The following is a 21,416-nucleotide window of genomic DNA, read 5'->3' as shown; positions in this document are numbered from 1 at the left end:
CAAGCTACTCCGAAAGGCGCACCGGCGCCATCCGGCGCGCGGGCGGCTGGACGGCGCGCCGGCTCCACGACGCCCGCCCGCCGCCCGTGCTACGCCTGCGCCGCCCGCCGCACACCGGTGCGCCGCCGGGTCCGCCCGCGATGCCCGATCGATCCTGCTCGAAGCTCCTCCGCGCCCTGCTCCCGCTCCTCGCCGCCGCCGGCTGCGATGGCTGCCCGAGCTCCAGGCCCTACACGCCTTACACGCTCGGCTCGGTGGCGCCCTCCGGCGCCCCGCCCCCGCTGAGCGGCGTCGTCCCTGGCGCGGCGACCGCCGGCCCCGAGGCCGACGCCGGCGCCCCGGACGCCGCCGCGCCTCGGTTCACGGTCGTGCCAAGCGTCCCGGCGCCGGAAGGCGGCAAGCAATGGCCCCTCGAGGGCGGCCCCGTGGCCGCGGCGCCGACCGGGCGCACGTTCGAGACCGGGCTCCTCCTCGACGTCGACGGGGACGGCGCGCGCGATCTCGTCGCGTGGGCGCGGTCGCCCGACGGCCTGCGCGGCGAGCTCCTGCTCGCGCCCGCCGCGCGGCCGCAGGCGCTGCGCACGCTCGCCGCGCTCCCCGGCGATCTCGACGCGCAGGGGTGCACCCCGCGCGTCGGCCTCAGCCAGATCGGCCCCTCCGCGCTCGCCTTCGATTTCGCCCCGCAGTGCGGCGGCGCTCACCGCGGCGCCGCGGGTACGGGCCCGACGCGCTGGATCGCCGTGATCCGCCTCCCCGGGCCCGCCGCGGGCGCGGGCGCGCCCCCGGAGCTCGCCCTGGAGCTCCGCCTCCGCGCGCCGCCCGCGGAGGAAGCGCTCTCCGCCTCCCTGGAGGTCGCCGATCGCGACGCGGACGGCCGCGACGACCTCATCGTCTCGGTCGGCCTCTCGGGCGCCCTGCGCCCGTTCCCTGCCCCGGCGGGCGCCGCGTCCGAGGTCCGCGCCCCGCTCGTCTTCCTGGATCGCCCCGCCGGCCTCTCGCGCGACGCGGCCCAGCCCGGCGAGGCGCTGCGCGCCCTGGCCGCCTCCCTGCTCCGGGACGCGCGCGGCAAGTCGACGGCGCCGGCCGTGGCCGCCTCCGCCCAGCGGCTGCGCCGGTTCCACGCCGCCCTCTGCGCCGACGCCGAACGCGGCGCCGGAGCGACCGCCGGCCGCGACGCCGCGCGCGCCGGCGAGGCCCTCGTCTGGACGGGCCCTGGTCCGGTGCGCTGCGGCGAGCCGGGGCTCGCGGCCGCCATCGACCACGCGGAGGCGGTCGCGGCGTCCACGCGGGGCGCGCCGCTCGCGGCCATCGCGGCGCTCGACCGCGGCGGCGCCGAGGCGCGCACCAAGGAGGACGGCAAGCTCCTCGCGAAGCTCGCGCCGCCGGCGACCGCCGCCGCCGTGTACCGCACCGCCGCGGCCCCGCAGCCGACCAGGACCGGCGCCTTCGGCCCGCTCGCGTTCGAGGCGAGCGGGGCCCTGCTCGTCAGGACCGCGCAGGGCGTCGTCCGCGTCGACCCGGCCACGTCGCCAGCCACGTCGACCGAGTCCGCGACGGACATCCCTCCCTGGCCCGCCGCCGTCCACGCCGGGCCCGCGGAGCTCGTCGCCGTCGAGCGCCGCTGCGACGCGCCCACCTTGCTCGCGCTCTTCCGCAGCTCGCCCGATGCCGTCGGCGAGATGGAGGTCCCGCTCCCGCTGCTCCGCGGCCAGGGGCCTCGCGCCCGGCCCGGCGCGGCCGCGCCCGAGCGCTGCGCCGGGACGGAGCGCCTGCCCTTCGTCCCGCTCGCCGCGTCCGAGCGCGGCTTCGACATCGCCCTCGGCGCCGCGCTGATCTCGATCGACCTGCGCGCGGCCGCGCCGGCCTCGTCCGCGCTGTCGTTCCCGCTCACCACGCCCGCGCCTCAGGGCGCGGCGCGGTCGCCGGACGGCGCCACGCTGGCGATCCCCGCCGCCGGCGGGCTCCTCGTGGCGACCGCGGGCGGCGCCGCGCGCCTCTGGACGGGCGGCGACCTCGCGCAGGCGACGGCGTGCGCGCCGGCCAACGGAGGCGCCCGCGTCGCGTGCGTCGCCGGCGCGGCCGCCGTGATCTTCGAGGCGAAGTGACCTCCGTCGGCCCTCGGACCCCGGAGGTCAGCCGGGGATCACTTGTTGACGCGCTCCAGGTACTTGCCGTCGGCCGTGTCGATCTTGATCCACTCGCCCTCCTTCACGAAGAGCGGGACGTTGACGGTCGCGCCGGTCGACACCGTGGCGGGCTTGGTGGCGCCGCTCGCCGTGTCGCCCTTGACGCCCGGCTCGCTGCTCACGATCTGGAGCACGACGTGCGGGGGCATGCTGACGCCGATCGGCAGCCCGTTGAACAGGGTCACGTCGATCGACATCCCGTCGCTCAGCCACTTGGAGTCATCGCCGATCTTGTCGCCGGGGACCGTGAGCTGCTCGCCGGTCGCCGCGTCCATGAACACGAAGTCGGTGCCCTCCGGATAGATGTACTGGAGGCTGCGCTCCTCCACGTCCGCCGGCTCCAGCTTCTCGCCCGATTTGTACGTGCGCTCGAGCACCGCGCCCGTCGCCATGTTCCGGATCTTGACGCGGGTGAACGCCTGCCCCTTTCCCGGCTTGACGAACTGGAAGTCGATGACCGAGTAGGGCTGGCCGTCGACCATAAACTTGAGGCCTTTTCGGATGTCGCTTGTGTCCATGGGGAGAGCTTCCTGGTAGCGTAAGGGCGGCCTGTCGGCGAGGCCGGGGATCCGCGTCCGCGGCACCCTGGCGCGGCTCGGGGGTCCGCGTTCGCGGCCCCCCTTCCACAGGTCGGGGGTCCGCGAACGCGGCCCCCTTAGCACGAGCACAGCCTCCTGCACAGGCCACGGTTTCAGGACCTGAAAATGCACGACTTCGACGACGAGCTCAGGGAGATCAAGCGTGAGATCGTGGAATCCCGTGGGCTCATCATCAAGACGAACAACCTCACGAACGCCCTCGCCGCGGATCTGAAGAGCATCTCCAAGCGCCAGATGGCGTACGAGCGGCGCGCCTTCTGGAACAGCGCGAGCGCGAACCTGCTCTTCGTGATCGTGGTGATCGGCGTGGTCAAGCTCGCCTGGGACGCACGCGTGGACGCCGTCCAGGCCGAGACCAAGGGCGCGCGCGACCGCATCGCGAAGCACGAGGCCGATCTCAAGGAGATGCAGCAGCGGAGCGACGCGCGCGCCAAGGCCGAGAGCGACGCCGCGGCGTTCTACGAGCTCATCCGTGCCGAGCGGCGACAGGAGGTGATCGAGGGCTTCGAGGCGCTGCGCAAGGCGCCGCTCACCCGGGCCGAGCTCGCGTTCTTCTCGGACTCGGTCGACAAGTCGCGCTCGGAGCTCTCGATCAAATCGTACCAGACGGGCCTCGATCACATGCGGACGGGCCGCTGGCACGAGGCCGCTGTCGCCTTCGAGGACGCCATCCGGCAGAAGGAGACGGCGTCGCACACCCCGTCGGCCCGCCTCAACCTGGCGCGCGCCTACCGCAGGCTGAACCGGCAGCGCGACGCGATTCCGCTGCTCATGACGCTCTCCGAGGCGTCGCCCGATCGGGAGGTCATGGATGACGCGACCTTCCTCCTCGCCGAGTGCCTCCTCGACATCCAGGCCTGGAACGACGCGAAGACGACGCTGCGATCGTTCATCCGCCGCTTCCCGGACAGCGCGTACATCAACGACGCGCGCCTCGCGCTGGCCGACGTCTCGCTCCGGCACTGACGAGCGCCGCCGCGACCGGCCGGCGCCCTCCCCCACGGCGCCGGCGCCGCGGCGGCGGGACGACGTCAGGACCCGCGCCGCACGTCGATCCGGCGCGGCTCGTCCTTCTTCTTGAACCAGCTGGATCGGAGCTGCCGGCGGAGGCCTGACGCGAACAGGCAGTCGCGGAACGCGTTCTGCTCGAAGGTCACCGCGCTGTGCGCGAGCGGGACCTGGATGAAGATGGCGCGGCCGTCGAGGAGCTGCTTGCGCGTGAGCTCGCCCGGGCGGCGCTCGTGCAGGCAGGCGACGCCTTGCGCCTCGAGCGCGCGCGCGAGCTCGAGGTTGAGCCGCCGCACGTCGCCCGCGACGAAATGGCTGATGAGCTTGTGCCGTTCCCGCCCCGAGCGGCCCTTCCGCTCGAGCACCCAGTCGCGGAACGCGTCGACCTCGCCGTACAGCGCGTCGAACAGGTACACCTCGTTCACCTCGCAGCCGCCGTGGCGCAGGCACGCGGCCGCGACGCGGTATCCGCCCGAGTGCGCCGACAGGCAGAGCGTCCCGAGCTTCGCCTTCCGCGGGATGGCGCGATCGCCGAGCGCCCGCCGCGCCGAGGGGCTCGCGAGCACCGACGCGAGCTCGCCGCACAGCCGCCGGAGGCCGCCCTTCTGCCCCAGCTTGCCCGGGGGCGACTCCGCCGCGTTCACCGCGCACTGCGGCACCACGAGCACCGCGTTCTGCTTGCTCTCGTGGAGCTGCTCGCGGAGCTTGTGCGCCGCGATGGCCCGCTCCGCGGTCGTGACGTGGCCGTGGAAGTGGATCACGAGGTCGAGCTCATCGCTCTCCGGCGCGCGGTAATGGGCCGGCACGAAGACCATCGCCGTGGCGTCCTGGTAGGGAGCCCCGTCGCAGGGAAACGGCGCGTTCGACAGCTCGATCTTCAGCGTCACGCCGATGTCCGACGCCTCGACGGCCCTCACCCTGGAGGCCGCCCTGGCGAGCGCCGGCGCCGGCGCCCAGAGCCCCGGCGCGGCCAGGGCGCCGCCCGCCGCGCCGAGCGCACGAAGAAAGGCCCGGCGGCCGAGCGCCGGTGTTGCGATGCGGGACATCCTGGCGACCTCGCCCCGCGCCTATCACCGACGTTCGACCCCGGCCAAGAAACCGCGGCTCGTCAGGGCTGACTGACGGCGGCGGAGCTGACCTGCGCGAGCAGGTCCTGGATGCGCCGGACGAGCTTCGCCGGCTCCTGCACCACGCCCTCGACGAGGAGGGCCTGGTCGAGGAGGAGCTCGGACCACTGCTTCACCCGCTCCGAGCCGGGCTCGCGCCCCGCCAGGATGTTGAGGTTCTTCACCACCGGGTGGCCCGGGTTGAGCTCCAGGATCCGCTTGGATTCCCCGGTATTCTGGTCGATGAGCTTCATGATCCGCTCGAAGTTCGCCCCTGGGTCCCCCTCGGCGGCGACGAGGCAGCTCGCGCTGTCGGTCAGGCGCCGCGAGACGCGCACGTCCTTCACCCGCTCGCCCAGCGCCGCCTTGACCGCCGCCACGGCCGCGTCCACCGACGCCTCCGGCTCGTCCTTCTTCTCCGGCTCGGCGCCGAGGTCGACATCGCCGTGCATCACGCTCTTGAGGCGGCGCTTGTCGAACTCGTTCAGCGACTGCACGAACCACTCGTCGACCGGATCCACGAGGAACAGCACGTCGTAGCCGCGCTTCCGGAACGCCTCGAGGTGCGGGCTCTGCTCGACCGCGTGGCGGCCGAGCCCCGTGACGTAATAGATCTCCTTCTGCGCCTCCGGCATCTTCGCCACGTAGTCGCGGAGCGAGATGACCTTGCCGGCCTCCGTGTTCATCGACTCGAACCGGCAGAGCTCGGCGATCGCGTCCTTGTTCTTCCAGTCGTTGGTGACCCCCTCCTTGATGACCCGGCCGAACTCCTTCCAGAAGGCCGCGTAGCGCTCGGGCTCCGACTCGGAGAGGTCCTTGAGCGACTTGAGCACCTGCTTGACGATCTGCTGCTCGATCTGGGAGAGCGTGCGGTTCTCCTGGAGCATCTCGCGAGAGACGTTCAGCGAGAGGTCCTCGGAGTCGACGACGCCGCGCAGGAAGCGCAGGTACATCGGCGTCAGCTTGTCGCAGTCCTCGACGATGAGGACGCGCTTCGCGTAGAGGCGCACGCCCCTGCGGTCCTTGTGGAACATGTCCGCCGGCGCCTTCTCGGGCACGTAGAGCAGGGCGTGGAACTGCACGGGCGCGTCGATCGACAGGTGCACGGTGAGCAGCGGCTTCTCCCCCTCGTGGCCGCCGGTCACGTGCCGGAAGAACTCCGCGTGCTGCTCCTCGGTGATCTGCGACTTGGGCAGCGTCCAGAGCGCGGCCGAGCGGTTCGCGACCTCGTCGTTCACCTTGATGGGGAAATGAACGAAATCCGAGTACTTACGGATGATCTCCTTGATCCGCCACACCTTCGTGTACTCGCGCGCGTCGTCCTTGAGGTGGAGGACGATCTTCGTGCCCGGGTGCTCGCGATCGCCGGGGGCGACGGTGAAGGAGCCCGCGCCGGACGAGCGCCACAGGACGGGCTCCGCGCCCGGCAGCATCGAGCGGGTCTGCACGTCGACGCGCGAGGCGACCATGAACGCGGCGTAGAAGCCGACGCCGAACTGGCCGATGAGCTGGAGCTTGCCGCCCTCCTTCTTCTGCTTGGCGGCCTCGGCGTTGGCCTTCAGGAACTCCAGCGACCCCGAGCGGGCGATGGTGCCGAGGTTCTGCACCACCTCGTCCCGGGTCATCCCGATGCCGTTGTCCTCGATGGTGAGGGTCCGGGCCTCGTCGTCGAGCGTGATGAGGATCGCGGGCTCGCCGGATTGTTCAGCGACGCCCTCGCGCGTGAGGGCCAGGAAGCGGGCCTTGTCGAGCGCGTCCGACGCGTTCGAGATGAGCTCGCGGAGGAAGACCTCCTGGTTCGCGTAGAGCGAGTTGATGACCAGCGCGAGGACCTGCTGCACCTCGGCCTGGAAGGGGAGCTCGACCGCGCCGGCGGCCTTGGCCTCCTCGGACGGGGTCGACGCGGGCGTCTCCGGGCCCGGGGCCGCACCCGAAGGGTCGGCAGAGGGCGTGGAACCGCTGGTTTCGGGGTTCGGGCTTTCCGTGTTCATGTCGGCGACCAAATGCATCCGATTTTCGAAAGGGCAATCCCCCGGCGCGCGCGGAGCGCCGCGGGGCGTCCCCGGAGCGCGCCGCGGTGTGTCGCCTCGCTCCGAGCGCGCTCCGCGGCCAGCTCGGGGCCCCGCCGCCGCGGCGCCCCCGGCCCAGGTGAGGGGCTCACCAGGCCGTGGGCCGGCGCCTGCGTCGAGGTCGGGATCTGCGCGCCGGGTCGTCACGTTCAGGTCGCTGTGCGCGATCCCCGCATGCTTGCCCGGCTTTTCCGGTGGGTAAGGGTTTCTTCATCAGGTCGCCGGAGCTAGATTCACCGGCGTTGCACCCTCGCCGTCGTGGAGATCTGTTGTGGTAGCACTTCTCCGTGCAGTACTCCGTGTTCTCCCGGCAACCGGCGTGCTGGCCGGGGTGCTGGCGCTCGCGGGGTGCGGCGATCGGGGCAAGACGGCCGAGCAGGACGTGAAGCGTCCGCCCGCCGTGCTCCAGTTCGACGGCTATGTCTACGTCCCGACCGGGACGAGCGATTTCAAGATCCTCGAGCGCGTGCGGACGCAGACGCGATCGGTGTTCACGGGGCTGCGGAAGTCCCGGGTGATGGTGAGCCGGCGCGAGGTCCAGGGCGCGACCACGGACAGCTTCGCCAAGGAGGCCGTGACCGTCGTCGACGCCGCGGGGCACCGCACCCTCGCGCTCCGCGTGCGCTACCGCTTCGTGGCCCGGCCGGAGGTCGCGAACGGCATCGACGATCGCAAGGAGCTCCCGCTCGCGCTCCTGCACCGGGAGGACGACGAAGTCGCGGGGCGCATCCACGAGGAGTGCACGCCGCCCCAGGAGCGGAGGAAGGGGGGCGCCAGCGCCGTCGGCCTCGACTTCGATCCGTCCCTTCCGAGCTGCAAGGCCGCGATGGCCGCGGAGCAGGCGGCGATCGACGCGGCGCGCGCGAAGGTGCCCGAGCTCGCGGGCGGGCCGCCGGCCTCCGCCAAGGACACCGTGGTCCCGCTCGAGGAGGTGCAGCGCGTGTACGTCCCGACCCAGGTGACCGTCGAGCTCCGCGATCGCAAGCCGGGCGAGGTCGCGCCGCGCTACGTCCCGGTGGATCGACCGGAGAAAGAGGACGCGCAGATCGCGACCGCGGAGCCGTCCGGCGCCGAGCACCCCGAGGGGCTCGAGCCGGCGGTGGTGCTCATCGACCCGGATCTCAGGACGGGGCGGACGCCCGAGGAGAAGGCGATCGCCGAGGGGACCCTGCTGCCGAAGATGCCCGCGGCCGGCGGCACGGGCGCCGTGAGCGGTGGGAGGCGGATCGAGGTCGTGAGCCCCGCGGTGGCGCAGGCGCAGCAGCGCAAGGTGGAGGCCGCGACAGCGAACGAGCGCTTCGAGATCCCGTTCGAGACGCTGACCGACCCGAAGTTCCTGGTGGTCTGGCTGAGCCTGCTGATGGCGTATCCCATCCTCCGGGGTGATCCGCGGAAGAAGCGCTGACGCGCGCCGCGAGCGCTGGCGCGCGCCGCGGCGCACCTCGCCGAGAGGGGCGACGGCGCGGCGCTCGGACCGGCGCGGGCACAGGCCGCCGCGGTCGCGGGAGGCGTCCGCTACCATGTCCGCCATGATGCTTCGCCTGATGAAGAGGTTCGGCCTCGCGTTCGTGGAGACCACGACCGAACGCGCCCGCCGGGGGCCCGCGCGCCCGAGCTGGGGCTTCGGCTTCGAGTGCGTGGTCCGCTTTCTCCGCCGCGATTTCATCCAGCTCCTCGACCGGCCCTATTCAGAGGTCAGGGCCGAGCTCGACGCGCGCCCGTACTCCCAGAAGGCCGTCCGGCGCGTGAAGCGCACGGGCGACACGTTGAAGGGCGTCCCCGCGGTCTGGTTCGAGCCTCCGGGCGCGGCGTCGCGGGGCGTCGTCCTCTACCTCCACGGCGGCTCGTACCTGTACGGCTCCACGAGGACGCACGCGGACCTGATGGCGCGGCTCGCGCTGGCGAGCGGCGCCCGCGTCGTGGGCATCGACTACCGGCTCGCGCCGGAGCACCGCTACCCCGCGCAGATCGAGGACGCGCTCGCGGCCGTGGATGCGCTGGTCGAGCGCGGCCATGCGCCGGGGGAGATCGCGCTCGCCGGCGACTCCGCGGGCGGCAACCTCGCGCTCGTCACGCAGCTGGCGCTCCGCGACCGCGGCGCGCAGGCGCGCTGCGCCGCGCTCATCTCCCCCTGGCTCGACCTCACCTCGAGCAGCGCCTCGGCGCGCGCGAACGACGCGACCGATTACGGTACCCGGGAGGGTCTCCTGCGCCAGGCGCGCGATTTCGCGGGCGCGATCCCGCTGGACGATCCCCGGCTGTCGCCGCTCCACGCGCGTCTGGAGGGGCTGGCCTCGCTGTTCATCCAGGTCGGCGACGCCGAGCGCCTCCACGACGAGGGCCAGGAGCTCGCGCGGCGCGCCCGCGAGGCGGGCGTCGACGTCACGCTCGACGTGCTGCGGGACATGCCCCACAACGGGCCGGTGCTGGCCGACTTCCACCCGGAGGGCGCGCGGGGCACGGACACGCTGGGCTCCTATCTCCGAGCGAGCCTGTCATCGGGCGCCCCCGCGGGCGACGCGGCCTGATGCGGCAGAATGCGGAGCTCGCTCCGGGGCGCCGCGAGGCGAGGTGGTTGCCGTGAGCGGGCGGCGCGCGTAGGGGATCGCGCGGTGAGGCTCGCCTCGAGGGCCCACGGAGGAGACGATGACCCCTTCCCAGGACCTGGTCGAGCTGGCAGAGCGGCTCGCGGACGCCAGCGGCGCCGTGATCCGGCGCTATTTTCGCAAGGGCATCGAGGCCGACGACAAGGCGGACGCGAGCCCTGTCACGATCGCCGACCGCGAGGCCGAGGCGGCGATACGCGAGCTCCTTGCCGCGCGCGCGCCGGGCCACGGGATCGTGGGAGAGGAGTTTGGCCGCCAGAACGAGGGGGCGGAGCTCGTGTGGGTGCTCGATCCCATCGACGGGACGAAGGCGTTCATCACGGGCAAGCCGCTCTTCGGCACGCTCATCGCGCTGCTGCACCGGGGCCGGCCGGTGCTCGGCGTCATCGATCAGCCCGTCCTCGGCGATCGCTGGCTCGGCGTCCTGGGCCGCCCGACGCTCTGGAACGGCGCGCCGGCGCGCGTCCGCGCGTGCGCGGGGCTGCCGCTCGCGCGCCTCTCCACCACGGGCCCGCAGTACTTCCCGCCGGCGAAGGCCCGCGCCTTCGGGGAGGTCGCGTCCCGGGCCAAGCTCGTGAGCTACGGCGGCGATTGTTACCAGTATGGCCTCGTGGCGAGCGGCAGCATCGACGTGGTCGTCGAGTACGGCCTCAAGCTCCACGATTTCGCGGCGCTCGTCCCGGTGATCACCGGCGCCGGAGGGGTCATGACGGACTGGGAGGGGCGCCCACTCGACGCCGCGAGCGCCGGTGACGTGGTGGCCGCCGGCGACCCGCGCACCCACGCCGAGGTGCTCGCCGCGCTCCGCGCCGGCGATCCCCGGCACGGCGCGCGCTGACGCGCGCCGACGTTGGAGCGGCGGCGCCTCACGCCCGGAGCCCTCGAAACTGGAGGGTGAGGGAGCTCCTTAGCACGGGATCGAGCGCCGCGGTGAGCGTCACGAAGCCGCTGAGCCAGGACAGGAGCGCCGCGAAGTAGAGGGCGAAGATGTTGTGCGCCGCGGCGAGCGGGTCGATGTCGCCCGCGACCTCGCCGCGCGCCTGCGCGTCGCGCACGAGGCCCGCGACGCGGTGCAGGAACGCGAACGTGAGCGCGTTCAGCCGCTCTCCGTTCGGACCCGACGCACCGGGGAACGCCTTCACGAACGCCTGCGACACGAGCGGCTGCTCGCCGTACATCGCGAACAGCCGCTGGAAGACGTGGAGCAGCTGAGCGAGCAGGGGCTCTTTGCGCGGCAGCGCCTCGAACGCCGCGTCGACAGCGGCCGCGAGCCGGTCGTGCATCACCATCATGAGCAGGTCGGGCTTGTCGCGCGCGTGCACGAACACCGTCCCCGTCGCGACCTCCGCGCGCTCCGCCACCGCCTTGGTCGTCGTGTCGTCGTACCCGAGCTCGGTGAAGAGCGCCCACGCGGCGTCCCGGATCCGCCGCCGGGTGTCGAGCTTCTGCTGGGCGCGCCCGCCGCGCTCGGGCGCCGGCGCGCTCGGCGCCGGCGTGACCGGAGCTCGCGGCGCCGCGGCTCGCTTCCGGCGTTTCGTCGCGCCTGGAATGACCTTGCTCATCGACGGAAAACTCTGTTGCCGCGGACGCCTCCGCGTCAAGCGGCGATCTCCTTGACAGAACGAGCATGAAGAATGACCATGGTCAGTGACTGAAGTCATCGAACGAGGGTGGTGCCATGGCTCTGGTGCATTACGACGAAGGCCTCACGATGCGGGAGGCGCGGGCGCTCTACTTCGAGGTGAACCGCTTCGGCGCGGACGGCGGCTACGGCGACGCGTGGGTCGACTTCAAGCTCGGTCCGCTCCCCGTCCCGTTCCCGAACACGCGGGCGCGCGTGCGCGCCGTGCGTTACCACGACCTGCACCACGTGCTGACGGGCTACGACACGAACGCGATCGGCGAGTTCGAGATCGCGGCCTGGGAGCTCGGCGCCGGCTGCAAGGGCTTCGTGGCGGCCTGGCAGCTCAACCTGGGCGGCCTCTTCGCGGGGCTGCTCTCGGCCCCGCGCCGGACGGTCCGCGCGTTCTTCCGCGGCCGCCGCAGCGAGAGCCTCTATGGCCGGCCGTTCGAGGAGCTGCTCGATCGAGAGGTCGGCGAGCTGCGCAGGGAGATGCGCGTCGATGAGCGTTCTTCGTCCGGTTCCAGCCCGGCGGCGCTCGACGTGCTCTGGCTCGCGCTCGCGAGCCTCGCGGGCCTCGGGGTCGGCGTCCTCGGGTTCGCGACGGTGCTCGTCGTGGCGCCGATCGGGATCGTGAACCTCGCGCTGCGCCGGCACCGCGCGCGCAGCGCCGCGGAAGCGGGGACCTGAGCGCGAGGAGCCTGCCGGCGTTCACCCCCCGAGCAGGTCACGAGGGCTCAACGAACCCCCAACACCTTCTCGCATACTCCACGATCACCTTCGCGAGACCATGCTCAATCGATGACACATCCGCGCGAACAAAATCGCCCTTGAGACGCCCACCGGAGGCGAGGACAGTATACGGGCCGTCATCGGACGGACCTCTGCCACCATCAAGCTTTATGATGACGATCGCCCCGTCGCTGCGCATGCGCTCCAGGATCGGGAGCACCGCATCGATTCCTCTCCACTGCGCTGAAACTGGGCTCAAACCAAGGTAGCTTGCTACCACTGGAACGAGTCTATGATCACCTGTAGCCATGAAAACCCCTGGGGTGCGACACAGTAGCCTCCTGTCAAAACGCAGTCTCGATAACCCGTACAAATGGGGTTCCGAAGAAGTCTGAACCGCCAAGCTCGCCGACAACCTTCGAGTACGGTACGCCACCGGGCCCAGGAATGCCTCGCGCACAGCATCTGTGCGCCCGTCCGGCCGCCGGCCCGCCCCCTGGCGAAGCTCGACGCGCCCCCCCCGCATCCCACCGCCCCAGCTTGACCTGGCCCCCGCGACGCACGAGGATCCGCCTCGTGCCCCAGCGAAAGCGCTACCTCTTCGTCTGCGTCAACCGTCGCCCGGACGGCGTTCCCAAGGGCTCCTGCGCTCAGCGCGGCGCCGAGGGCATCCACGTGCAGCTCAAGGCCGCGCTCGCCGAGCGGGGCCTCGCGAAGGTCGAGGCGCGCGCCTGCTCCGCGAGCTGCCTCGACGTCTGCTGGGCGGGCCCCGTCATCGCCGTGGAGCCGGACGGCTACTTCTACGGCCGCGTGACCCCCGCCGACGTCCCGGAGATCGTCGACGCCCTCGCCTCGGGCCGCCGGGTCGAGCGGCTCGTGCTCCCGCCCGAGGACTTCACGGAGGCGACGGCCGCCCCGCCGCTGCCGTCGCCACCCCGGGGCGCGCCCCCGCAGGCGTGATGGGCGGAGGCGTGATGCGCGGCTTCGAGTTCTGCGAGACCATGGCCGGGAGCTTCCACCTGGTCGACTCGCCGTCCGACGAGCGGCCCATGTCGTTCACGATCCGCGCGCGCTCGCGCGGCCTCCTCGACTTCCTGCGCAAGCCCGAGGTCGAGATCGAGGGCGAGATCGACGCCGAGGGCTTCGCTGACCACCGCTACCTCTCCGGGCGGCTCGGCCTCGACGTCGTGCGCACCGGCACCCTGCCCTACTCCTTCGAGTTCACCGCCAACGACGGCCGCCGCTGCGCGTTCGCCGGCCGGAAGACCGTGCGCCCCGGCGACCTCATGACGTCGATGACCGTCCTGCCCGGCGTCCTCGTCGGAGACGGCGGCGCCCTGATCGGCGAGGCGCTCCTCCGCTTCGACCTGCGGAGCGACCTGCTCCGGTTCCTGCGGAGCTTCCGGGCCACGAGGTAGCCACCATGCAAAGGATCGAGCCCGCAGACAGCGCGGTCATCGTCATCGACGTCCAGGAGAAGCTCGCCGCCGCGATGCCGGCGCCCCAGCTGGACGCGCTCACCCGCGCGGCCACGGTGCTGATCGAGGCGGCGCGGCGCCTCGGCGCGGCGGTCATCGCGACCGAGCAGTACCCCGCGGGCCTCGGCCCGACCGTCGCGCCCATCGCCGAGCGGCTCGCCCAGGCGGGCGCGCCCGTCCTCCCCAAGATGGAGTTCTCCGCCTGCGGCTCCGCCGAGTTCGAGCGCGCCTTGCGCACGTCGACCGGGCGCGCGCCCCGCGCCGCCATCGTCGTCGGCGTGGAGGCGCACGTCTGCGTCTTCCAGACCGTGCGCGACCTGGCCGCGCGCGGCGTCCTCGTCCAGGTGCCGCTCGACGGCGTCGCCTCCCGCCGCGACGACCACCGGCTCGCCGGCCTCGATCTCTGCCGCGCCGCAGGCGCCACCATCACCACCGCGGAGACCGTCGTCTTCGACTGGCTCAAGATCGCCGGGACGGACGACTTCAAGCAGCTGTCGAAGCTCATCCGCTGACCGATCCCGCGATCTTCGCGGGCGGCGCGCGGGGACCAGGTCGGCATGTCAGTTTGTCAGGCGCCGGATCGGACTTTGTCAGACCCGTGCTCTCCTGGACATGCCGCTGACGTCTGTGACACAGTGGCGCATGGCTGACGATCTGGCACAAGTCCCCTCGAGCGCGCCGCCTGCTGGCCCCGCTGCGCCGCCGCCCGGCGCGCCGACGGTCCTCGTGGTCGACGACGAGCCGTCGAACGTCGCCTCCATCGAGAAGATCTTCCAGCGCGACGGCATGCGCGTCATCACGGCCGACAGCGCGAAGGCGGCGCTGGAGATCGTGCGCAGCCGCCGCGTCGAGGTCGTCCTGACCGACCTGATGATGCCGGGGGTCAGCGGCCTCGAGCTGCTCCGCGCGCTGAAGCAGCTCGCGCCCGACACCGAGGTCGTGATGATGACCGCCTACGGGACCGTCGAGACCGCGGTCCAGGCCATGCGCGAGGGCGCGTACGACTTCGTGGAGAAGCCGCTCAAGCGGATGACGATCATCAAGAGCGTGCGCAAGGCGGCCGAGCGTCAGTCGCTCGTCGCCGAGAACCGCTCGCTCCGGCAGGAGATCAAGCTGCTCACGAAGCGCGAGATCGTCGGATCGAGCCCGACGCTCCGCCGCGTGCTCGACATCGCGACCCAGGCGGCGCCCTCGAGCGCCACGGTGCTCGTGCTCGGCGAGAGCGGCACCGGCAAGGAGCTGCTCGCGCGCTTCATCCACGAGCGCAGCGCGCGATCGCGCGGGCCGTTCGTCGCGGTCAACTGCGCGGCCATCCCGGAGACCATCCTCGAGGCCGAGCTCTTCGGCCACGAGCGCGGCGCGTTCACCGGCGCCCTCGCGAAGCGCGACGGCCGCTTCGCCAAGGCGGCCGGCGGCACGCTGTTCCTCGACGAGATCGGCGAGCTCTCGCCCGCCGTGCAGGTGAAGCTCCTCCGCGTGCTGCAGGAGGGCGAGTACGAGCCCGTCGGCGGAGACACGGTGCGCGCCGACGTGCGCCTGGTCGCGGCCACCAACAAGGACCTCCGCGCCGAGGTCGCCGCGGGTCGCTTCCGCGAGGACCTGTTCTACCGGCTCAACGTGATCGCGATCACGGCGCCCCCGCTCCGGACCCGCCGCGAGGACATCCCGCTCCTCGTCGACCACTTCCTCGGCGTCTACTGCACGAAGAACAACCGCCCCCGCCTGGAGGCGCCGCGCGACGTGCTCGCGCGCCTGACCGACTACACGTGGCCGGGCAACGTCCGCGAGCTCGAGAACGTGATCGAGCGCGCCGTGGTCCTCTGCCGCGGCGACCAGCTCTCCGTCGACGACCTGCCCGACTTCATCCGCGAGGCCGCCCCCGCCGAGCCGAGCTCGCTCACCTTCTCGGTCGGAACGCCCCTCGACGAGGTCGAGCGCAGGCTCATCCGCGAGACGCTCCGCCACGCCCGCGGGGACAAATCCGTGGCCGCGCAGTTGCTCGGCATCTCCACGCGCACCATCTACCGAAAGCTCGGCGAGCTGGAGTGACGCCGCGCGCGCCGTCCCGCGGACACGGCGCGCGCCCGTGCGCCGGCGCCCCGCGAAGATCCATTTGTCACTTTGGCAACGAAGGCCGTCCGACGCGGCTGGGGTGCGTCACCTTGGCGGGACAGCTTCCGAAATTTCGTGAACACGCGGGAAACCACCGGCGATTGACCGCTGGCATGAAACTCGCCTAGAGGAGGATGGGCGCATGGGCATCGACGCGATCCTGAAGCGGTATTTTCCCTGGGTGCTGGGCGCGCTGATCGCGCTCGCCGCCTACTTCCAGGCGTCGGGCATGGGCCAGCTGGTGGTCTCCAGCGTCGCCATCGACGCCCCGCCGGCGCCGCCGAGCCCTCCGACGCGCCCGGCGTCGTTCGGGTCGGCCGCGAGCAACACGGACCACGCGACGAGCGCCGCGGCGATCCTCTCGCGCAACCCGTTCGACTCGGTGACGGGGCCGCTCGACGGCAAGCCGGTCGAGATCCCGAGCGTCCCGCACGAGCTGCCCAACAAGGACCCGTACGCGGACCCCTCCTGCGACGGCGCCCGCGTCCTGCTCATCACCCAGGCCGAGGATCCCGCGTGGTCGTTCGCGGCCATGGCCGGCTCGGACGGCAAGGCGATCTTGCGCCGGCAAGGGGATGAGATCAGCGGGCAGACCGTTTACTACGTGGGGTGGGATCGGGTCTGGCTGACGTCCGGCAGCGCGCGTTGCCAGGCCGTCGTGGGCAGCAACCACGCCGTCGCCCGCGCCAGCGCCACGCCGGCGCCGGCGCCCCCGACGACGTCGACGGCCGCGGCGGGGAAGGCCCCACCCCGCGGCGGCAAGAAGATCCCGCCGGAGATCGCCTCGAAGATCCAGCGCGTGAGCGAGAACGAGTTCAACGTGGAGCGCAGCGCCGTCGACCACATCCTGGAGAACCAGGGCGAGCTGATGCGCTCCGCGCGTATCGTCCCCGAGAAGGAGGGAGACAAGGTGGTGGGCATCCGTCTCTTCGGGATTCGCCCTGACTCTCTGCTGGGGACGCTCGGGCTGGAGAACGGAGATCGGCTGTCCAGCATCAACGGGTTTGAGATGAGCGATCCGCAGAAGGCCCTCGAGGCCTACGCGCGGCTCCGGACGGCGGACCGGCTCACGGTGAGCATCAACCGCAAGGGCAAGCCGATGAACATCGACTTCAACATCAAGTGAGCGCTCCGGACTGAATCCAGGGACGAAAGCAGGGTAGCGGCATGGCGCGATGGATAGGGACGCTGAACGAGGGGAGCCTGCTCCGGCGGACGCTGATGGTGATCGGCACGTTCGTCCTCGGCTCGCTCACGTTCGTCGGGGTCATGAGCCTCATCCTCGTGTCGGTCGCCAAGGCCGTCCTGCCGCCCCACGACAAAGAGTCCGCGACGGACGCGACCGAGGAGGCCGACAGCGAGGCCTCCGCCGGCGCGAGCAAGACCGCCCTGGGCAAGACCTCTCGCTCGAAGCGGCCGCGGCCCCCCTCGCCGGCCGCGCGCGAAAGCGCGCAGAACGCGCCGAACGCCGACTGAGCGGCGCCGCCTCCCCCCACCAACCAACGCAGAGAATATCGAGTCGACTGATGGTGATGACGACCCTCGAGCGATCCTGCTGCCTCCGGAGGAGGCTCCTCGCCGCGCCGGTGGCGGCGCTCGTGCTCGCCGCCGCGGCGCCGCCCGCCGCAGCGCAGCCCGCGAACCGCGGCGCCCCCGTGCTGCGGACCCCCGGCCAGGTCCAGCCGCCGCCCGCCCGCCCCGCGCCGGCCGCCCCGGCCGCGGGCGCTCCGCCAGCAGCTGGCGCGCCGGGCGCAGCCGCGCCAGGCGCCCCGGGCGACGCCGGGGACGACCCGCTCGCCGCGGTCAAGCAAGGGGTCCAGGAGATCGAGTTCAAGCCGAAGCCCGGCGGCTACAAGGTCAGCTTCAACCTCGACGAGGCCGACCTCCCCGAGCTCGTGAAGGCCATCAGCAACATCACCGGGCGCCGCTTCATCTACGGCGGCAAGCTCCGGCAGATCAAGGCCACGGTGTACGCGCCGGAGAAGGTGACCGTCGCCGAGGCGTACAGCGCGTTCCTGTCGATCCTCGCCTCGAACGATCTCACCGTCATCCCCCACGGCCGCTTCCTCAAGATCGTGGAGACGCCGGGCGCGGTGTCCGAGACGACCCCCGTGTTCGGCGCCGCCGCGCCCGTGCCCGCGGAGGACCGGTTCGTCACCCGCATGTACCGGCTGTCCCATATCGACGCCAACGACGCGGGCGGCGTCCTGAGCAAGTTCAAATCGAAGGACGGCGACGTCACCGTCTACCCGCCCGGCAACCTGCTCATCATCACGGACACCGGGTCGAACATCCAGCGCATGCTCCGGATCGTCGAGGAGATCGACGTCGGCGGCGCCGGCGATCAGCTCTGGGTGCAGCCCGTTCATTACGGCTCCGCGGCGGAGGTCGCGACCAAGCTGAACGAGATCGTCGACCCGAGCAGGGGCGCGGCGGGCGGCGGCAGGCCCGGCAGGGGCGGCGCCGGCGGCACCGGCGCCCGCATCATCGCGGACGACAGGACCAACTCCCTCATCATCACCGCCACCGAGCCGGACTACCTGCGCGTCCTCGGCATCCTGAAGCGCCTCGACGTGGCGCAGACGGGCGAGGGGCAGGTCCACGTGCTCTCGCTGCAGCACGCCGGATGCAAGGAGCTGTCGGCGACGCTGAACCAGGTCCTCGGCGGCGGGAGCGGCGGCGGCGCGCCCGTGGGCGGCAGGCCGGGCGCGCGCGCCGCCCAGGCGGTGCCGGGCTCGACGGACGACATCTTCGAGGGGCAGGTCAAGGTCACCTGCGACGAGGCGAGCAACAAGCTCCTCATCACGTCGTCGCCCCACGACTACGCCCAGCTGCGCGCCGTGATCGACCAGCTCGACGAGCCCCGACGGCAGGTGTTCATCGAGGCGGTGATCATGGACGTGAACGTCAGCCGCTCGCTCGATTTCGGCATCGGCTACCACGCCGGCGCGCCGTTCGACGGCCTCAACGCGGACGACAGCGTCGTCTACGGCGGCAACAACATCCGCCAGTCCGTCATCGGCCTGCCGGCGCAGCTCGGCGCGCTCGCGCTGGGCATCAAGGGCCCCGCGATCACGGGCTCGAACAACATCCTCGGGACGGGCATCTCGATCCCCGCGTTCGGCGTCGTCCTCCACGCGCTGGCCCAGGACGGCGACTCCAACGTCCTCGCGACGCCGCACATCCTCGCGACCGACAACGTGGCGGCCGAGATCTCGATCGGCCAGAACATCCCGCTCCAGACCAACGTGGGCGGCGGCGGGCTCAACCAGCTCGCGAGCCTGGCCGGCGGCGCGGGCGCCGCGGCGGGCGGGCTCGCCGGCCTCGGCGGCCTGCTCGGCGGCCTCGGCGGCCTCGGCGGCGGCACCGCCGCGCGCCAGGACGTCGGCACGAAGATCAAGGTCGTCCCCCACGTCAACGACTCGGACCAGGTGCGGCTGGAGCTCTCCGAGGAGATCTCCGACGCCGGCGCCCCCCTCGAGGGCGCGCTCGGCGCGATCCCCATCAACAAGCGCACCGCGAGCACCACGCTCGTCGTCCGGGACCAGCAGACGGTCGTGATCGGCGGCCTCATGCGCGACGGCATGACCACCTCGGAGACGAAGATCCCCGTGCTGGGCGACATCCCGGTGCTCGGGTTCCTCTTCCGGCAGCGGGTCAAGACCAAGACGAAGACGAACCTCCTCCTCGTGCTGACGCCCTACGTGATCCGGGACCAGGACGATCTCCGGACCATCTTCGAGCGCAAGATGCAGGAGCGGCAGGAGTTCATCGACCGTTACTTCGTCTTCAGCGAGAGCGCCGCGTGGGAGCCGCCGCGCGACTTCGGCCGCGCGAACGGGCTCCTCGAGGACATCCGCCAGTCGATGCTGGCCGAGGAGGAGCGGGCGCGCCTCGAGGAGGAGGCGCGCCCGAAGGGGCCGCGCGAGCACGTGCCGGTGGACCCGGTCGGCCTGCCGACGTTCGGCGGCAAGGCCACCGGCGCCGTGCACATGCAGCCCGGCATGGCCGACATGGAGGGCGAGCCGGCCCAGCTGCCGCCGCCGCCGAACGGCGCCCCGCCGCCGCGGCCCACGCGGCGGCCGCCGGGCGGCGGACGGCAGATGGAGCGCGTGGAATGAGCCTGCAGCAGCAGCAGTACCTCGGCGAGATCCTGATCCGGCGGGGCGTCGTCCCCGCGGAGCGGCTCGCGCCGCTCTACGACACCGTCCGCGAGCGCGGTCAGCCGCTCGTGGATCTCATCGTCTCGTCCAACATCGCCGACGAGGCGAGCATCGCCAAGGCGCTCGCCGAGGAGTGCGAGGTCGGCCTCCTCCCGCGCATCGACATCGACGCGGTGCCGCTCGAGCTCGCGAGCCGGGTGCCGATCACCTACGCCAAGCAGCACAAGATCCTGCCGCTCGCCGAGCACGACGGGGTCGTCTACTGCGCCGTCGCCGACCCGCTCGACACGACGGCGATCGACGACGTGCGGGCGCTGTTCGGCAAGCCCGTCGAGATCGCGGTCGCCACGAGCGACGCGGTGCTGAACGCGATCAACCGCATCTGGGAGCGCAAGGAGGACGGCGGCGCGAAGCTCGAGGGCGACACGGCGCTCGAGGAGGACAACCTCGTCGACATCATCGACTCGGACGACGACGCCCCGATCATCGCCTGGGTCAACGGCCTCTTCGCGCAGGCGGTCCGCGAGCGGGCGAGCGACATCCACATCGAGCCCGAGGAGCGCGACGTCGTCGTCCGCTACCGGATCGACGGCGAGCTCTACGTCGCGAAGCGCGCCTCGAAGCAGTTCATGGCGCCGATCATCGCCCGCGTGAAGATCATGGCGGCGCTCAACATCGCCGAGAAGCGGCTCCCGCAGGACGGCCGCATCACGCTGAAGATCGCGGGCAAGAGCGTCGACATCCGCGTCTCGACCGTGCCGACGAGCCGCGGCTTCGAGCGGATCGTGATGCGCATCCTGCACAAGGCGTCGGTCCTGCTCGGGCTCGACGACCTCGGCTTCGCGCCGCGCGAGTACGCCATCATGGACGCGCTCATCCAGCGGCCGGACGGCATCATCCTCGTCACCGGCCCGACCGGCAGCGGCAAGACGACGACGCTCTACGCCTGCCTCAACCGGATCAACGAGCCCAGCCGGAACATCCTCACGGCCGAGGACCCGGTCGAGTACGAGATCGGCGGCATCCACCAGATCCACGTCCACCCCGGGATCGGGCTCACCTTCGCCTCGGCGCTCCGCGCGTTCCTCCGTCAGGATCCGGACGTGATCATGGTCGGCGAGATCCGCGACAAGGAGACCGCCGAGATCGCCATCCACGCGTCGCTGACCGGCCACCTGGTGCTCTCGACCCTCCACACGAACGACGCGGCCGCCGCCGTGACCCGCCTCGTCGAGATGGAGATCGAGCCGTTCCTCGTGCGGAGCAGCGTGATCGGCATCCTCGCCCAGCGCCTCGTGCGCCTGCTGTGCCCGGCGTGCAAGGTCCCCTACCGGCCCTCCGATTACGAGCTGCAGCAGCTCGGCCTCGACGAGGACCGGCTCGCCTGGAAGGCGCGGCGAAAGCTCTCGAACCGCTACAGCGTGCACGGACAGAAATACGACTACATCGGGCAGGACCTCGATCGGGCCGTGTTCTACAAGCCCGGGGGCTGCGATTCTTGCAACCAGAAGGGCTTCGTCGGCCGGCGGGGCATCTATGAGCTGATGGTCGTCGACGACGCCGTGGGCCCGCACATCCTGAAGAGCGCGGACGCGCAGACCATCAAGCGGGTCGCCATCTCCCAGGGGATGGATACGCTCCGGGATGACGGGGCGCGCAAGGTGCTCAAGGGCATCACCACCGTCGAGGAGGTCCTCGCGGCGACGCAGGAAGACGTCATCGTCGACGAGTAGGGA

At 72.0% G+C, this 21,416-nt stretch carries 18 protein-coding genes; 14 read left to right on the top strand and 4 right to left on the bottom strand.

Annotation, left to right across the window (positions count from 1 at the left end; genetic code table 11):
- Positions 1–140 precede the first annotated feature (140 nt).
- Complete coding sequence (locus WME95_RS50325; protein ID WP_437906278.1) at positions 141–2,105, top strand: hypothetical protein; 1,965 nt, start codon at positions 141–143, stop codon at positions 2,103–2,105.
- 38 nt (positions 2,106–2,143) lie between these two features.
- On the opposite strand, the gene efp is transcribed toward WME95_RS50325, so the two are convergent.
- The gene (efp, locus tag WME95_RS50320; protein ID WP_437548228.1) at positions 2,144–2,704 is read right to left on the bottom strand and encodes an elongation factor P; all 561 of its coding nucleotides are present in this window, start codon (positions 2,702–2,704) and stop codon (positions 2,144–2,146) included.
- 186 nt (positions 2,705–2,890) lie between these two features.
- Between efp and WME95_RS50315 the strand changes: the two genes are divergently transcribed.
- Positions 2,891–3,751 carry a tetratricopeptide repeat protein gene (locus WME95_RS50315; protein WP_012241841.1) on the top strand — a complete coding sequence of 287 codons (861 nt, stop codon included), beginning with the start codon at positions 2,891–2,893 and terminating at the stop codon, positions 3,749–3,751.
- 65 nt (positions 3,752–3,816) lie between these two features.
- Here the strand turns inward: WME95_RS50315 and WME95_RS50310 are convergent, their stop codons facing one another.
- On the bottom strand, positions 3,817–4,839 hold the full coding sequence (locus WME95_RS50310) for a hypothetical protein (RefSeq protein WP_437906277.1): 1,023 nt from the start codon (positions 4,837–4,839) through the stop codon (positions 3,817–3,819).
- Between the two features lie 62 nt (positions 4,840–4,901).
- Positions 4,902–6,890 (bottom strand): molecular chaperone HtpG, encoded by a 1,989-nt coding sequence (gene htpG / locus WME95_RS50305; protein ID WP_437906276.1) that lies wholly within the window; start codon positions 6,888–6,890, stop codon positions 4,902–4,904.
- Between the two features lie 397 nt (positions 6,891–7,287).
- Between htpG and WME95_RS50300 the strand changes: the two genes are divergently transcribed.
- The 3 genes from WME95_RS50300 (at position 7,288) to hisN (ending at position 10,412) form a co-directional block, all read left to right on the top strand.
- Positions 7,288–8,373 carry a hypothetical protein gene (locus tag WME95_RS50300; protein WP_437906275.1) on the top strand — a complete coding sequence of 362 codons (1,086 nt, stop codon included), beginning with the start codon at positions 7,288–7,290 and terminating at the stop codon, positions 8,371–8,373.
- A gap of 124 nt (positions 8,374–8,497) precedes the next feature.
- Positions 8,498–9,496 carry an alpha/beta hydrolase gene (locus tag WME95_RS50295; protein WP_437906274.1) on the top strand — a complete coding sequence of 333 codons (999 nt, stop codon included), beginning with the start codon at positions 8,498–8,500 and terminating at the stop codon, positions 9,494–9,496.
- 118 nt (positions 9,497–9,614) lie between these two features.
- Entirely contained in the window at positions 9,615–10,412 is a 798-nt protein-coding gene (gene hisN / locus WME95_RS50290; protein WP_437906273.1) for a histidinol-phosphatase, read from the top strand.
- A 28-nt stretch (positions 10,413–10,440) separates the two neighbouring features.
- On the opposite strand, the gene WME95_RS50285 is transcribed toward hisN, so the two are convergent.
- Entirely contained in the window at positions 10,441–11,136 is a 696-nt protein-coding gene (locus WME95_RS50285) for a TetR/AcrR family transcriptional regulator (RefSeq protein WP_437906272.1), read from the bottom strand.
- 116 nt (positions 11,137–11,252) lie between these two features.
- Between WME95_RS50285 and WME95_RS50280 the strand changes: the two genes are divergently transcribed.
- From WME95_RS50280 to gspE, 9 genes are all read left to right on the top strand, one after another.
- On the top strand, positions 11,253–11,885 hold the full coding sequence (locus WME95_RS50280; protein ID WP_437906271.1) for a hypothetical protein: 633 nt from the start codon (positions 11,253–11,255) through the stop codon (positions 11,883–11,885).
- Positions 11,886–12,503: 618 nt separating this feature from the next.
- Positions 12,504–12,887 carry a (2Fe-2S) ferredoxin domain-containing protein gene (locus WME95_RS50275; RefSeq protein ID WP_437548215.1) on the top strand — a complete coding sequence of 128 codons (384 nt, stop codon included), beginning with the start codon at positions 12,504–12,506 and terminating at the stop codon, positions 12,885–12,887.
- A gap of 14 nt (positions 12,888–12,901) precedes the next feature.
- Positions 12,902–13,345 (top strand): hypothetical protein, encoded by a 444-nt coding sequence (locus WME95_RS50270; RefSeq protein ID WP_012241832.1) that lies wholly within the window; start codon positions 12,902–12,904, stop codon positions 13,343–13,345.
- A gap of 5 nt (positions 13,346–13,350) precedes the next feature.
- Positions 13,351–13,917 (top strand): isochorismatase family protein, encoded by a 567-nt coding sequence (locus tag WME95_RS50265; protein ID WP_437906270.1) that lies wholly within the window; start codon positions 13,351–13,353, stop codon positions 13,915–13,917.
- A 130-nt stretch (positions 13,918–14,047) separates the two neighbouring features.
- The gene (locus tag WME95_RS50260; protein WP_437548210.1) at positions 14,048–15,454 is read left to right on the top strand and encodes a sigma-54-dependent transcriptional regulator; all 1,407 of its coding nucleotides are present in this window, start codon (positions 14,048–14,050) and stop codon (positions 15,452–15,454) included.
- A gap of 205 nt (positions 15,455–15,659) precedes the next feature.
- On the top strand, positions 15,660–16,643 hold the full coding sequence (gene gspC / locus WME95_RS50255; RefSeq protein ID WP_437906269.1) for a type II secretion system protein GspC: 984 nt from the start codon (positions 15,660–15,662) through the stop codon (positions 16,641–16,643).
- Positions 16,644–16,684: 41 nt separating this feature from the next.
- On the top strand, positions 16,685–16,993 hold the full coding sequence (locus WME95_RS50250; protein ID WP_437906268.1) for a hypothetical protein: 309 nt from the start codon (positions 16,685–16,687) through the stop codon (positions 16,991–16,993).
- 50 nt (positions 16,994–17,043) lie between these two features.
- Complete coding sequence (gene gspD, locus WME95_RS50245) at positions 17,044–19,638, top strand: type II secretion system secretin GspD (RefSeq protein ID WP_437906267.1); 2,595 nt, start codon at positions 17,044–17,046, stop codon at positions 19,636–19,638.
- Complete coding sequence (gene gspE, locus WME95_RS50240) at positions 19,635–21,413, top strand: type II secretion system ATPase GspE (protein ID WP_437906266.1); 1,779 nt, start codon at positions 19,635–19,637, stop codon at positions 21,411–21,413. Before gspD ends, gspE begins: the two co-directional genes overlap by 4 nt.
- Positions 21,414–21,416: the final 3 nt, after the last annotated feature.

Source organism: Sorangium sp. So ce327, from assembly GCF_051530205.1.
Lineage (GTDB): Bacteria > Myxococcota_A > Polyangia > Polyangiales > Polyangiaceae > Sorangium > Sorangium cellulosum_B.
Note: the sequence above shows the minus strand (reverse complement) of the source record. Positions and strands in the feature narration are given on the sequence as shown.

Coding starts and splice junctions, on each gene's coding strand:
- WME95_RS50325 (WP_437906278.1), top strand. CDS start 141: ATGCCCGATCGATCCTGCTCGAAGCTCCTCCGCGCCCTGCTCCCGCTC.
- efp (WP_437548228.1), bottom strand. CDS start 2,704: ATGGACACAAGCGACATCCGAAAAGGCCTCAAGTTTATGGTCGACGGC.
- WME95_RS50315 (WP_012241841.1), top strand. CDS start 2,891: ATGCACGACTTCGACGACGAGCTCAGGGAGATCAAGCGTGAGATCGTG.
- WME95_RS50310 (WP_437906277.1), bottom strand. CDS start 4,839: ATGTCCCGCATCGCAACACCGGCGCTCGGCCGCCGGGCCTTTCTTCGT.
- htpG (WP_437906276.1), bottom strand. CDS start 6,890: ATGAACACGGAAAGCCCGAACCCCGAAACCAGCGGTTCCACGCCCTCT.
- WME95_RS50295 (WP_437906274.1), top strand. CDS start 8,498: ATGATGCTTCGCCTGATGAAGAGGTTCGGCCTCGCGTTCGTGGAGACC.
- hisN (WP_437906273.1), top strand. CDS start 9,615: ATGACCCCTTCCCAGGACCTGGTCGAGCTGGCAGAGCGGCTCGCGGAC.
- WME95_RS50285 (WP_437906272.1), bottom strand. CDS start 11,136: ATGAGCAAGGTCATTCCAGGCGCGACGAAACGCCGGAAGCGAGCCGCG.
- WME95_RS50280 (WP_437906271.1), top strand. CDS start 11,253: ATGGCTCTGGTGCATTACGACGAAGGCCTCACGATGCGGGAGGCGCGG.
- WME95_RS50270 (WP_012241832.1), top strand. CDS start 12,902: ATGCGCGGCTTCGAGTTCTGCGAGACCATGGCCGGGAGCTTCCACCTG.
- WME95_RS50265 (WP_437906270.1), top strand. CDS start 13,351: ATGCAAAGGATCGAGCCCGCAGACAGCGCGGTCATCGTCATCGACGTC.
- WME95_RS50260 (WP_437548210.1), top strand. CDS start 14,048: ATGGCTGACGATCTGGCACAAGTCCCCTCGAGCGCGCCGCCTGCTGGC.
- gspC (WP_437906269.1), top strand. CDS start 15,660: ATGGGCATCGACGCGATCCTGAAGCGGTATTTTCCCTGGGTGCTGGGC.
- WME95_RS50250 (WP_437906268.1), top strand. CDS start 16,685: ATGGCGCGATGGATAGGGACGCTGAACGAGGGGAGCCTGCTCCGGCGG.
- gspD (WP_437906267.1), top strand. CDS start 17,044: ATGGTGATGACGACCCTCGAGCGATCCTGCTGCCTCCGGAGGAGGCTC.
- gspE (WP_437906266.1), top strand. CDS start 19,635: ATGAGCCTGCAGCAGCAGCAGTACCTCGGCGAGATCCTGATCCGGCGG.